12 protein-coding genes are annotated in these 12,383 nt (G+C 50.5%); 7 read left to right on the top strand and 5 right to left on the bottom strand.

Features of this window, described 5'->3' with window-relative positions:
* From ACX1DY_RS25240 to ACX1DY_RS25230, 3 genes are read right to left on the bottom strand one after another with little or no spacing between them, the layout of a single operon-like run.
* Positions 1-705: a TetR/AcrR family transcriptional regulator gene (locus tag ACX1DY_RS25240; RefSeq protein WP_458966950.1), complete on the bottom strand. Its 705-nt coding sequence runs from the start codon at positions 703-705 to the stop codon at positions 1-3.
* A gap of 58 nt (positions 706-763) precedes the next feature.
* Positions 764-1,801, bottom strand: a complete 1,038-nt coding sequence (locus ACX1DY_RS25235; protein ID WP_458966949.1) for an ABC transporter permease — start codon at positions 1,799-1,801, stop codon at positions 764-766.
* On the bottom strand, positions 1,798-2,529 hold the full coding sequence (locus tag ACX1DY_RS25230; RefSeq protein WP_458966948.1) for an ABC transporter ATP-binding protein: 732 nt from the start codon (positions 2,527-2,529) through the stop codon (positions 1,798-1,800). The genes ACX1DY_RS25235 and ACX1DY_RS25230 overlap by 4 nt, the downstream gene beginning before the upstream one ends.
* A 221-nt stretch (positions 2,530-2,750) precedes the next feature.
* Here ACX1DY_RS25230 and ACX1DY_RS25225 point away from each other — a divergent pair, with 221 nt between their 5' ends.
* From ACX1DY_RS25225 to pstA, 5 genes are all read left to right on the top strand, one after another.
* Positions 2,751-3,194, top strand: coding sequence for a hypothetical protein (locus ACX1DY_RS25225; RefSeq protein WP_458966947.1), 444 nt, complete (start codon positions 2,751-2,753; stop codon positions 3,192-3,194).
* 193 nt (positions 3,195-3,387) lie between these two features.
* Positions 3,388-4,806 (top strand): stalk domain-containing protein, encoded by a 1,419-nt coding sequence (locus ACX1DY_RS25220; protein ID WP_458966946.1) that lies wholly within the window; start codon positions 3,388-3,390, stop codon positions 4,804-4,806.
* 63 nt (positions 4,807-4,869) lie between these two features.
* Complete coding sequence (locus ACX1DY_RS25215; protein ID WP_458966945.1) at positions 4,870-5,733, top strand: phosphate ABC transporter substrate-binding protein; 864 nt, start codon at positions 4,870-4,872, stop codon at positions 5,731-5,733.
* A 94-nt stretch (positions 5,734-5,827) separates the two neighbouring features.
* A complete protein-coding gene (gene pstC / locus ACX1DY_RS25210; protein ID WP_458966944.1) occupies positions 5,828-6,775 on the top strand; it encodes a phosphate ABC transporter permease subunit PstC in 948 nt (315 codons plus the stop codon).
* The gene (pstA, locus tag ACX1DY_RS25205; protein ID WP_458966943.1) at positions 6,772-7,647 is read left to right on the top strand and encodes a phosphate ABC transporter permease PstA; all 876 of its coding nucleotides are present in this window, start codon (positions 6,772-6,774) and stop codon (positions 7,645-7,647) included. Before pstC ends, pstA begins: the two co-directional genes overlap by 4 nt.
* A gap of 351 nt (positions 7,648-7,998) precedes the next feature.
* Here pstA and murQ read toward each other — a convergent pair whose 3' ends face one another.
* A complete protein-coding gene (gene murQ / locus ACX1DY_RS25200) occupies positions 7,999-8,895 on the bottom strand; it encodes an N-acetylmuramic acid 6-phosphate etherase (RefSeq protein WP_458966942.1) in 897 nt (298 codons plus the stop codon).
* A 58-nt stretch (positions 8,896-8,953) separates the two neighbouring features.
* A complete protein-coding gene (locus ACX1DY_RS25195) occupies positions 8,954-9,910 on the bottom strand; it encodes an N-acetylglucosamine kinase (protein WP_458966941.1) in 957 nt (318 codons plus the stop codon).
* Between the two features lie 228 nt (positions 9,911-10,138).
* Between ACX1DY_RS25195 and ACX1DY_RS25190 the strand changes: the two genes are divergently transcribed.
* Positions 10,139-10,981 carry a MurR/RpiR family transcriptional regulator gene (locus ACX1DY_RS25190; RefSeq protein ID WP_458966940.1) on the top strand — a complete coding sequence of 281 codons (843 nt, stop codon included), beginning with the start codon at positions 10,139-10,141 and terminating at the stop codon, positions 10,979-10,981.
* A 29-nt stretch (positions 10,982-11,010) separates the two neighbouring features.
* Positions 11,011-12,363: an ABC transporter substrate-binding protein gene (locus tag ACX1DY_RS25185; RefSeq protein WP_458966939.1), complete on the top strand. Its 1,353-nt coding sequence runs from the start codon at positions 11,011-11,013 to the stop codon at positions 12,361-12,363.
* The last annotated feature ends 20 nt before the right edge of the window (positions 12,364-12,383 follow it).

The following is a 12,383-nucleotide window of genomic DNA, read 5'->3' as shown; positions in this document are numbered from 1 at the left end:
TCAGCCCTGCTCAACCTTCCGCTGCAAGGCCGGGCCGCCGATTCCGTGAAGCATGAAGGAGAGCAGCAGCTCGATTTCTTCCTCGTCATTCCAATCCTTCTCCGGCTGGAACAGGAACCGTGCCATTATATAGCCTATCACTGACGAAATGGTAAAGCGTATGATAGCGGGAGTAGGGGCATCAGTAATCTCGCCCTTTTCCTTGAAATGTCCGATAATGCCGACCATACGCTCCATAACCTGCCCCCCCACATTCTCCAGGAATTGCTCGCGCAGTGCTGGCTGAAACGGGATTTCCTGCATGAGAATTCTGAGGATTTTGATGTGCTTGCGGGCAAACTCCAGACGGTTAATCATTAAAGCGCGTAAAAAGGCCTCATAGCTGTCAAACGGAGCATCCAGCACGCCGCTGAAATTGCGCAGCACGAAGGGAGCGATCATCTTGGTCATCATCGGTCCGACAATCGACAGCAGCAGATCTTTTTTCGTCTTGTAGTAACGGAATATCGTTCCCTCAGCAACTCCGGCCTTCTGGGCGATCTCACTGGTGGCCGCAGCCGAATATCCCTTCTCGGAAAAGACTTCAATCGCCGCTTGTACGATAGCGAGCTGCTTGGGCGTTATTTTCTCCTCTTGGCTGATGGCCAGCAGATCTTTGATCCATTGCTCTTCATCCTGAGGGTCCGCTGTACTGTTATTCTCCATCACATAAATCCTCCCAAATCTTTGCATTCACTGTATTTTATCACAGGGAGTCGGAAGTTTACATTTTGCGGTGCTTGCGCAGGGCCAGCACATTGAGCACCATGAACAGCAGGGAGAAGCCGATCAGGGCATAGATATCCAGCGCGATGGAGCTCCAGCCTTTGCCGCGGATCATGATATTCATCAGCGCTTCCGAGCCATAATAGATCGGCGTCGCGAGCCCAATCCGCTGCAGCCACAGGGGAAGAGTATCCAGCGGAAACAGTCCGCTCAGGAAGATCTGCGGTACAATGACCAGCGGAATGAATTGGATCATTTGCAGCTCATTGGCGGCAAAAGCCGAGAGCAGCGTGCCCAGCGTCAGCGCCGACATCGACAGCAGCAGCGTTAAGAGCAGCACATAGCCGAAGCTTCCGGCCATCATAATGCCAAGCACCTGGATGGAGAACCAGGAGATTAATAGCGCCTGGAACACGGTAAATATCCCGAAGCCGCAGACATAGCCGATGACAATTTCCCAGCGCTTAAGCGGAGTGGAGAGCAGGCGCTCCAGTGTTCCGGTCGTCCGCTCCCGCAGAAAGGAGACTCCGGCGATAAGGAAGACAAAGAAAAAGACGAATACACCGATCATAATGGGGCCGAAGCGGTCGATGGTCTTCATGTCTTCAGCGCCGTATAAATAGCTGATTTGCGGCTGAACGGATTCGTGTCCGCCGGCTGCCGGCTGCAGACTCTGCACCGCTTCCTGCAGGGCCAGCATCACTGCGCGGTTAGCAGTAGGGTTGCTGCCTTCCAGCAGCACTTTAGGGGTTTTGGCCTCAACGGAAATGAAGGCATCAAGCTTGCCATCCTTCAGTGCGGCATTGCCTTGCTCCACCGATGCATACTCTGTAACAGTAGCGTTCTGCGCTTCAAGCGCACCTCTGAACGGAGCGGCTTCGGCGGACAGGCCGATCTTCGGCTCATAGGCATTGCCGTTAAAGACCAGGCTCATCAGGCTGAGCACCAGCAGGGGGGCGATGAACATCAGCGCCATCGTTCTTTTATCATGAATGAATTGCTGCAGGATTCGCAGGGTGATCGCACGTACTCTCATCGCCGGATACCTCCATAATATAGAAAAGCTTCCTCAACTGTAGCTGAGCCTGTATTAGCCAGCAGTCCTGCGGGAGTGTCAACTGCCAGAAGTTGCCCATCACGGATCATAGCCAGCCGGTCGCATTTTTCGGCTTCATCCATGACGTGGGTAGTGAGTACGATGGTTGTGCCTTTCCCGTTAAGTGCCCTCAGTTCTTTCCAGATCGACTGGCGCAGCACCGGATCAATGCCGACTGTAGGCTCATCAAGAATCAGCAGCGGCGGCTCATGCAGCAGGGCGATGGCCAGCGACAAACGGCGTTTCATCCCCCCGGAATATTGATCCACCCGTTTATGCAAATGCTCCTGCAGGTTAACGATTTCCATCACATCAGCAATTCGGCGGGTGCGGTTCCCGCCTTTTAAACCGTAGAGGGCAGCGAAAAATTCCAGATTCTCTTTTGCGCTCAGCTCTGTATACAGAGCATCAGATTGCGCCATATAGCCGATTTGTTGCAGCATCGCTAAGCGGGGCATTTTGACACCCAGCACATGCACCTCGCCTGAGGACACCTCGTCGATACCGATCAGCAGCTTCACCAGTGTGGTTTTGCCGGAACCGGAAGGGCCGAGAATGCCGAAAGTTTCCGCTTGCTCAACCTGGAGTGAAATATCCTTCAGCACCTCTTTATTGCCAAAAGCTCTGCCGACATGGTTTACAGTGATAACATCATTTCCCTGATTCATATTAATCTCCTCCATTCCACGAACATGAACATGAGTGAGTACTCACTCATTATTGTAGATGAATCTGTGGTAAATGTAAATTTCTTTTTTTTGAATAAGCTTGTGCAGAAATTGCTTTTCAAATTTTATTTAATCAGGTTTTCTCTGGTGGAAATTATGGGTAACTATGGGTATGAATGTAGCTTGGATGATTTCACCTTAATCTGGAGGAGGTTTCGATGATGGCTGAGAAGAAGCTTGCTCTTCCCCTGCTCATGCTCTTGACTGCGGCGGGGCTAAGCGCATGCAGCGGCTCCGGCAGTGGAGCGGACAAAGGACATTTCCGTACAATAGCCCAGGAGAGCGTGGACAAATCGCAATATCTTCCCGGGGATTTGCCGATTCCGGCGGGTGCTGGCATTACCTTTACAGAAGGCGAGCTTGTGGGCGGAAAGAAATCCTCCATGCTGGTTTACGAGACTGAGGAGAGCATGGCTGAACTTGGAACTACCTATCAGAAGTATGTAGACTACAAGAAGCTGCAGCGCGGAACCCAGATTGTAGACCGGAACAATATCATCATTAACGGTAAAGTCGCGGGCGCCTATTCTTATTCCATTATTGGCAGCAATTCAACCTCGAAACCCGGCGGCGCCGAGATTATCGTTACTTGGATTGTAAATTAACAATTAAACCCAGTTTGTTGAACGACAATTAAATTTGTATCAGTGTGCAGAAGCAGCTCATTGTCCTGGTAATGGATGATAAGCCGCTTCTTTTTGCACAGTTAATATTTCCATAACATTCCTCTCGAACAGATTTGACATTCGTAGATGAAAATAACAGTAGCAGTTACCTATAGGAAAAGGGTGAATCTAATTGAGAAATAGTAAATGGTTCAGCGCGGCTTTGGCTTCAGCACTTCTGGTAACAGGGGGCGCAGGAAGTATTTTGGCAACAAGCACGAGCGCTAGCGCTGCCGCAGTCAAGACCGTAGCGGTCAAGGAGGGCAGCACTACTTGGACTGTGAACGGAGCGTCAGTTACCCTCAGCACAATTAACAGCGGCGGTTACAAGCTGTATTCGTTAAGCCAGGTGGCCGGAGAGCTTGGCGCCAAATTGATTCTGAGCAGTAACGGTTTTGAGCTGAATGACAGCAAAGGACTACATACTGTACAAATTAAAACGGGTGCAAAAAGCTATCAAGTTGATGGTGCAGCACAGCAATTTACTGTTGCTCCTGTAAGTCATAATGGCAAAGTCTATGTAGAGCTGACTAAGCTGGTTCTTGCGCTTGGCGGCGAATTGCAGGCGGATGATCAAACTATTATGAGCTTTGCCCGTCCGGAAGGCCTGTTTGACACCCTGCACTGGAACGCTAACGGAAATGTGATCGCGAACAAAAGTGATTCCGATACTGCCCAGATCATTAAATTCAGCGAATATCCGGGCGACTATGAAGTATTCTCTTCCAACGACAGCGCACTTGATTTCGCCGTTTCCGCTGACCAGAAGTGGGGCGCGTTCTCAGATGAGACAGGCCAGCTGAAGCTGATCAACCTTGCCAGTGGAGCAATTTCCTCTCTGGGTACGGATACCAGCGTGAAGACGGACCTGGTCTGGTCTGAAGACGGCAAAACGATTTATTTCATCCAAGGCGACAAGCAGGAGAAAATCGCTCAAGCTTCCGTAGAGACGGGTGCAGTAAAAACCGTGCTTGAAGACAAGGTGGAAAATAAATCGGAGCTGCGCATTTCTCCCGATGGTAAAAATGCCGTGTACATCGTTAACGTAACCGGCGTAGCCAAGAATGATGCAGACAGCACAGAGGATTCACTTTCCGTAGACTACAGCAAGGCCGGAGAACAATTGTACAAGCTGGACCTCGCCACTAAGGATGCGAAGCCTGTAGCTCTGACTACAGAGCTGGACAACAAGCTGTATCCTGAAATTCTTGCAAATGGCAACGTGGTTTACTTGAGTGCAGATCCTGACGGCAATGCAGCCAACACCCTGAAATCCATTGGAGCTGACGGCAAAATCTCCAACATCGCTCTCGATGTTGAAGCTTTATGGGCTGAAGGAACAACCGCTGGCCTGATCGTATCCGGTGCGGCAGCAGATGGAAGCACAACGATCTATTCGATTAATGCTAATGGGGATAAAACCCAACTGTTCCATACCAGCGAAGATGTATCGGAAGTATCCGCATCGCATGACGGCAGCAAGCTGGCTATTGTCAGTGACGGCAAAGTGCTCTTGATTCAGGGCGGCAAAGCCGTACAGCTCTCTAAATAAGCAAGGCGACAAGGCATCATCCACATAATATAACGGCGCAACCGCCGAGAGGAGAAATTATTCATGAAGCTTTTCAAAAAATTCACAGTTACAGCGCTGACTGCAGTCATTGCGGTTACTGCATCCTTTGCAGGAATTGCAGCAGCAGCAGATTCACTCAAAGGTAAAATCACAGTTAACGGCTCTACAGCGCTACTTCCGCTGACGCTGCAAGCCGCTAAGGAATTCCAGAAACTTCACCCTAAAGTGAAAATCGCCGCTTCCGGTAAAGGCTCCGTAACTGGACCGCAAGCCGTGAAGAAGGGTATTGCCGACATCGGCGCTTGCGACTGGGATGCCAGCATCGACGTTCCGGGCTTCAAAGCCTTTGACGGACAAGTAGCCAACAAAGTCGCTGTTATTCCTTTTGCTACTATTGTTAACAAAAACGTAGGTGTAGACAACCTGACTACCGATCAACTGAAAGGCATTTTCTCCGGTAAAATCACGAACTGGAAAGAAGTTGGCGGTTCGGATGCTGATATTATTGTAATCACCCGTGCTTTCGGTTCCGGTACCCGCGTTAACTATCAGGCTAAGGCTCTGGCTGGCGGAGATATCGTTAAGAAAGAAAAGAACTACAAAGAAGCTGGTTCCAGCGGTGACATGAAGACTGCCGTTGCTACTACACCTAACTCCATCGGCTACATTGACCTTGTCTATGTAACTGGCGGCGACATCAAAGCCGTGAAATTCAACGGCGTTGAAGCTAGCACTGAGAATGTAATCAACGGTTCCTATAAGATTTGGGCTTATGGCTACTACATGACCAAAGGTCAGCCTACTGGCGCAACCAAAGCATTCATTGATTATGTACAAAGCAAAAAGTTCCAACAAGGTTCCCTGAAAAAGCTTAAATTTATCCCAATCGCAGCAATGAAGGGCTAACCCAAATCTTAAGTCAGATTGAATGTATACCTGAACGGCAACAGCGGCCAGCTCCGTATTTCAACGGGGGTGGCCGCTTATTAGGAGGGAAAGTATGGGGGCACCGGTCCACAACCTGGCATCAAGTGCACAAAAGAGCCTCGCGGAGGGCGGCGTAAGCGCCAAACGCCACAGAAGGCATCTGTTCAGTAACGTAATATCCCGTTATTATTTTCTATTTAGTATCCTGGCGCTTTGTGTAGTGCTTGGACTTGTTATTGTTTTCATCGGCAAAACGGCGCTGCTTCTGTTCGCGAATATCTCGCCGCTGGACTTCTTCTTCTCATTCAACTGGTCGCCGGAAGAGGATTCCTTTGGAGCTGCTGCCTTTATTGTAAATACATTATCGCTGACAGCTTTGACGCTGATCATTGCTGTGCCTATTTCGGTAGGAATGGCCGTGCTTTGTGCGGAGATCGCTCCGAAATGGATGAAGAGCTTTATCCGGCCGGTGCTCGATTTGCTGGTTGGTATTCCTTCCATAGTATATGGCTACCTCGGCTTGACCGTACTGCTGCCGTTTCTGCGCAGAGTCAGCGGGGAGGGTCTGGGAGACGGACTGCTTGCTGCAGCCCTCGTGCTGGCGCTGATGGTGCTGCCGACCATTTGCCGGATCAGCGATGATGCCATCGTTGCCGTTCCGCGCAAATACCGCGATGCCGCTTATGCGCTTGGCTCCACCCGGCTGCAGGTCATTATGCGTGTAGTACTGCCTGCAGCCAGCAGAGGGATCATCTCTGCGGTTATTCTTGGTATGACCCGTGCAATCGGCGAGACGATGGCTGTTGTTATGGTTATCGGTAACACGCCGCAGCTCGCAAAAACGCTGTTCACTCCGTCTTCGGTGCTGACCAGTAACATCGTCATGCAAATCTCCAACGTGGAATTTGATTCCACCTGGAACTATGCACTACATATGATGGCCTTCCTGCTGCTGCTCATCTCGTTTGTGCTGATTCTGATCATCCGTGTGCTGGGCCGGAAAAGGAGAGATGCGGCATGAATTTCACACGTACACGCCAAAGTGCTCGCTCGCAGCGCAATAATAAAATAGCCACCTTTGCCTTTTATACACTCGGCGCACTCGTCATGCTGCTGATTTTCTGGCTGCTCTATTCCATTCTGAGCAAAGGCCTGCCTTCACTCAGACCGGACTTCCTGATCAAGCAGCCGGAAGAAATTGATGCCGGAGGCGGAATTGGTCCGGTGCTCTTCAACTCCTTCTATATTCTGTTCATCTCGCTGGTCATTTCCATTCCTATCGGGATTGGGGCGGGCATCTATATGGCAGAATATGCGCCGGATAACCGTTTTACCGCTACACTGCGCATCTGTGTGGAGTCGCTGTCTTCCGTCCCTTCCATTGTGTTCGGGCTGCTGGGTCTTGCGATCTTCGCTGAATATTTCGATATCGGCCTGACGATTCTTGGCGGGGGTGTCAGCCTGGCGCTGCTCAACCTGCCGATGCTGGCCCGGGTCACAGAGGAAGCCATCCGCGCCGTTCCCGGTGATATCCGCGAAGCCGGCTATGCGCTTGGCATGACCAAATTCCATGTTATCCGCAAGGTCGTGCTGCCGGTAGCCATGCCGGCTATTGTAACAGGTGTCTGCCTCGTGGCCGGACGCGCCTTCGGGGAGTCGGCGGTTATCATCCTGACCGCAGGCCTCAGCACCTCCGGAGAGATGTGGGACTTCAACCTGTTCTCGCCGGGCGAGACGCTGGCTGTGCATCTCTGGTACGTGCAATCCGAGGCTATTGTCGAGGATGCACGGCAGATCGCCGACAGATCTGCAGCCGTGCTTGTCTTTGTAGTGCTGCTGATCAACTTCATCTTCCGCTTCCCGCTGTGGCTCGGACGCCGCCGGGGACGCTGAACAACTGGGCAACTATACAATATTAGGCTTAACGCAGGCTGCCAGCCGTGAACCTTCACGGTTGACAGTCTGCTTTTTTTTGGGGATTGAGAGATTTCCTGGTCTGTCTCTGAACTGGATCTGCATTCTCCGTGTGTCCGATCTCTAGCTCAACTGCTTCCAGCAACCTATTGTATTTTCTGCAATTGATTTCGACGAATCCCAGGTTTTTTTCAGTTCTGCTGTACTTTATGCAGTCAAATATCGGTTACAGTACATTTGGCGGCTAGTGATCAAAGAGATTTCCATCCCCCGGATGCAGAAACAGCCCCCAGATAATTACAAGGAAGGCTGTCTCTTGTTGTGCTCACACTACTGCAGCGCTCTACGTACAAATCCATCGGCGTTCACAAGTCTCCGGCGTGCCTCGTCGGCATCTACGTTGCTTAGGATCATTATAATGGCGGTCTTCACATGGCCTTCCGCGCTGATAAAAGCGGCCTCTATCTGCTCCTCAGAAGCATGGGTCGCGAGCTCGATGATCCGCTTCGCTCTGTGGACCAGCTTCTCATTGGAGGGGTTCAGATCGACCATCAGATTATGGTAGACTTTTCCAATCCTAATCATGGCGGTGGTTGTCAGCATGTTCAGGATCATTTTCTGCGCCGTGCCGGATTTCATCCGGGTGGAGCCCATGACAACCTCTGGTCCCACAACGGCCTCTAGGGTCAGTTTGCCAAGCCCTGCCATCGGTGTGCCTGTGTTGTTGCACAGTCCGATGACGACGGCTCCCAGCTCTTCAGCCCGTTTCATTGCCCCCAGAACATAAGGGGTGCGCCCGCTGGCGGCAATCCCGATCACCACATCTTTATCGCTGATGCCGCTCTCTTCGATGTCCTTTGCTCCCAATTCCACGCTGTCCTCCGCGCCTTCGACGGGATCTTTCACCGCCTGGAAACCGCCTGCAATAAGTCCCTGTACCATAGCGGGATCGGTCCCGAAAGTGGGCGGACATTCCGAAGCATCCAGAATGCCGATTCTTCCACTGGTTCCGGCGCCCACATAGAACAGCCTGCCACCATTCTGGAAGGCATGTATAATATAATCCGCCGTTTCGGCAATCTGCGGGATAAGTCCTTGAATACACTCAGCGACCAGCCGGTCTTCATTGTTGATTAGCTGCATGATTTCAGCAGAACTGAGGTTATCAATTTCACTTGTATTTTCGTTGGGCTGCTCTGTAACCAGATTCGCTAAAATATAGTTCATGAGGTTTCGTCCTCCTGCCTGTCTATTCTTATCTGTACCGGGAAATCATTAGAAACGGTTAGTCTGCTCTCATAACAGATTCACGAAGCAACTGGCGGGCCAGCCACGCCGCTCCGGTGGATGGCGGAGCTCCGAGAGAACCGTCAACAAAGTCTACTCTGCCGCAGGATTTCTGCAGACTATCGCAGAAATTCCGGCGAAAGACGGGGGAATACCGGAACACCGAGCCGGAGAGTACTACCGGGAGACCAGCCAGCCCAGGGCTCCGGCGAAGCAGAGCATTTGCCGTATTGCTCAAGGCTTCCGCTTCCCCTGTGAGAATGGTGAGTGCGGCCTCATCTCCAGCCTCTGCGGCCGCAATGCAAATCTTTGAAAATTCAGCGATCTCCGCTTTGGTATGAGAAGGGTTATAAATATACCCCTTCAAATCGCTGATCACCGTAAGCCCGTGCTGCTTCATGATCATATCGGTCATTGCGGTAGGAGGCTGAACACCGTCGTAGCTGCGCATAACTGCCTTAAGTGTAAGGAGTCCTATCTGGTACCCGCTGCCTTCATCTCCAAGAATATGCCCCCATCCCCCTGTTCGGGTGCAGGAACCATCCGGGCTGTAGCCGTAGCAAATCGAGCCTGTACCTGAGATGACCAGCATTCCATGATGGCTCCCCAGCGCAGCCATCAAAGAAATTTGTCCTTCCGATTGGATGAAGACCGGTAACGATAGTCCGCATTTCATCAAATGCTGCTCAACTGCCTTCTTAAGAAGAGCATGTTCATCTATCGTTGAAAAACCTGACACGGCGAGGCATATTGATGCGATATTGATGATTTCTGGCTCCAGACGCTCCAGCAAACTATCAATAGCTGACATAACTTCTGTAAGCGCTGCACCAAAAGTGACGCTATGAGGATTGGAAGGCCCGCCAATATAGCGTGCAAGCAATTCTCCCGCCTCATTCAAAGCGGCCGCATCGGTCTTCGTGCCGCCCCCATCAAGGCCTAAGTACACTTTCATCGATCACTCACCACTTTGATTTTTTTCTAATTATATGAGAATCAGCGTATAAAGTAAAATAAAATTTCACGAATAAAAAAGTTCTTGAAATTATATTTCACAGCTCATATAATAAGTTCATTCCAAGCGATTGGGAGAATATCAAACTGAATGAGTTATAAAAGTTAACATCAACTTGCAGGTATGGATTTAAATTCAGTTATTACATAAGGGAGGTGCTTGGATTCAGTGAATGGCGGCTTAATTCGATTGAGGGAAATGCACGAGGCATTAAATCCCTCTGAACACAAGATTGCTGCATATATCCTGCAGAACCCGGATGAAATGATCCATCTCTCTATTGCGGATTTAGCTGCGAAGAGCGGGTCCAGCCAAGCGGCAATTGTCCGGTTGTGCAAGACCATTGGATTTAAAGGCTATCAGGACTTGAAGATCAGAGTGGCAGGCGATCTGCAGGGAAGAGACCCGGCCATCATTGGTTATCAGGAAATCCGGCCTAATGACACCGTCTCGGCGATCATCCAGAATGTGTCCAATAATAACATTCAATCCATCCGGGACACGCTTACGATCCTGGATGAAGACATGGTGGAAAGGGCTGTTGAGGCAATTGACCGGGCGAAGAAAATCTATTTTTTCGGCGTGGGTGCTTCCAATTTGATTGCGATGGATGCGCAGCAGAAATTTTTGCGGATCAATAAGACAAGCTTCTCCTTCGCCGACCCCCATGTACAACTAACGAGTGCAATCACGGTTACAGAAGAGGATGTGGCCGTTTGTATTTCATACTCCGGGGAGACCAAGGAAGTGATCCGGGCCGCTTCCATTGTCAAAGAAAATGGCGGGACAGTGGTCAGCATCACCAAATATGGCAGTTCAACCTTAAGCCGGAGCGCAGACATTCCATTATGTACCTCCGCCACCGAAAATGAAATCCGCAGCGGAGCGATGGCTTCCCGGATTACGCAGCTTAATTTGATTGACATCTTATATCTTGCCGTCGCAAGCCGGAACTATGAAGAGTCCGTTACTTATCTGGAGAGAAGCAGACAACATATCAAGCGGCTGTAGCCGGAAGAACAAAAGGGGGACAAGGAATAATGAAGAAGAGTTTAGTGCTGTGTATGGTTCTGGTTATGATGCTGATAAGCGCATGTGGCAGCTCCGGAGGCAAAGAGGCGGCGAACAGTCCTGATGCTAAGGATACCATTACAGTCTGGACTTATCCGGTTCATGGAACCTATGAAGATGAGCTTAAGGGACTGGTAGCCGATTTTCAAAAAGAACATCCCAACATCACAGTGAAGACGGAAGTGCTCTCCTGGGCGGAAGGTCCGAAGAAATTTGACGTAGCCTTGAATGCCGGCAGCCCGCCGGATCTGTATTTCCATAGCGTAGACGGAACCTATGTCAATACTGGACTAGCTCTGGATTTGGACCCGTACATGACCGATGAGATCAAGAATGACTACCTTCCGGGAACACTTGAGCTTGCGCAAATTGGCGGTAAACAATATGGTCTGCCGCTCTATCAATTCCAATGGGCCTGGGGCGGCAACAAGCGTATTCTTGAAGAAGCAGGCATTGATTGGGCCGCAATTCAGCAGAATGGCTGGACCTGGTCCGAATTTGAAGCAGCGGCAGCGAAGCTGACCAAGACACTCGAAGATGGCTCCACTCAATACCCCCTGGTAACAGACGGAACTTCGCTTGATTTCATTGAGATGCTGTCCCGCAACAATAATATGCCGGATGTTCTGGACGAATCCGGTACCTTCCAGTGGAACGATGACCGTATTCTGGGAACACTGAACTTCATCAAAGGCTTGCTGGATAAAGGATATATTCCCAAGGAGACCGCAGCCATCGCTCCGGCAAAACGTTCTGATATGTTCTATGCCGGACAAGCTGCTATCATTTCGAAGGCCATTCCCTACTACGATGTAATGATTCAGAACCGCAACAAGGATATTGACGCCGGTACGATCAAAGGCGAGAAGATTGACTTTGTGCTGCTCCCGGTTCCACATAATGATAATGCGCCGGCTAAAACAACTATGGGTGCGGAAGGCTACATTGCTTTTAAACAAAAGAACGACAAAGGCGAGCAGCATGCCAAGAATACCTTCCTTGTAATGGATTACCTGAGCGGCGCCAAAGCGGGCAACTCCTCGAATGAGCTTGTGCTTCCGTTTGTGCGCAAATCTCAAGCAGAGCAGTATGCAGGTAAAGCGCTGGGTACAGAAGAAACGATCAAGGCTTCCGAGAATATGGCCAAGAACATGGCATCTCCTGTAACTCTGAAGCTGGACACGGCTGTTGCCGCGCAGATGAAGCAGTTCAAGGAGCAGATCGTGACTCCGAACATTCAAGCCCTGTACTCCGGGGAGAAATCACCGGAAGATATCGCTGCCGAATTCCTCGCTAAGGGAACACAAATGCTGAACAAATAAATCTTTTAAGGGGGGCACCC

Source organism: Paenibacillus sp. BAC0078 (genome assembly GCF_054483875.1).
Note: the sequence above shows the minus strand (reverse complement) of the source record. Positions and strands in the feature narration are given on the sequence as shown.

Bases quoted from the DNA above. Each gene is read 5' to 3' on its own strand.
- ACX1DY_RS25230 (WP_458966948.1), bottom strand. From the start codon at position 2,529: ATGAATCAGGGAAATGATGTTATCACTGTAAACCATGTCGGCAGAGCT.
- ACX1DY_RS25225 (WP_458966947.1), top strand. From the start codon at position 2,751: ATGGCTGAGAAGAAGCTTGCTCTTCCCCTGCTCATGCTCTTGACTGCG.
- ACX1DY_RS25185 (WP_458966939.1), top strand. From the start codon at position 11,011: ATGAAGAAGAGTTTAGTGCTGTGTATGGTTCTGGTTATGATGCTGATA.
- ACX1DY_RS25235 (WP_458966949.1), bottom strand. From the start codon at position 1,801: ATGAGAGTACGTGCGATCACCCTGCGAATCCTGCAGCAATTCATTCAT.
- pstC (WP_458966944.1), top strand. From the start codon at position 5,828: ATGGGGGCACCGGTCCACAACCTGGCATCAAGTGCACAAAAGAGCCTC.
- ACX1DY_RS25240 (WP_458966950.1), bottom strand. From the start codon at position 705: ATGGAGAATAACAGTACAGCGGACCCTCAGGATGAAGAGCAATGGATC.
- pstA (WP_458966943.1), top strand. From the start codon at position 6,772: ATGAATTTCACACGTACACGCCAAAGTGCTCGCTCGCAGCGCAATAAT.
- murQ (WP_458966942.1), bottom strand. From the start codon at position 8,895: ATGAACTATATTTTAGCGAATCTGGTTACAGAGCAGCCCAACGAAAAT.
- ACX1DY_RS25195 (WP_458966941.1), bottom strand. From the start codon at position 9,910: ATGAAAGTGTACTTAGGCCTTGATGGGGGCGGCACGAAGACCGATGCG.
- ACX1DY_RS25215 (WP_458966945.1), top strand. From the start codon at position 4,870: ATGAAGCTTTTCAAAAAATTCACAGTTACAGCGCTGACTGCAGTCATT.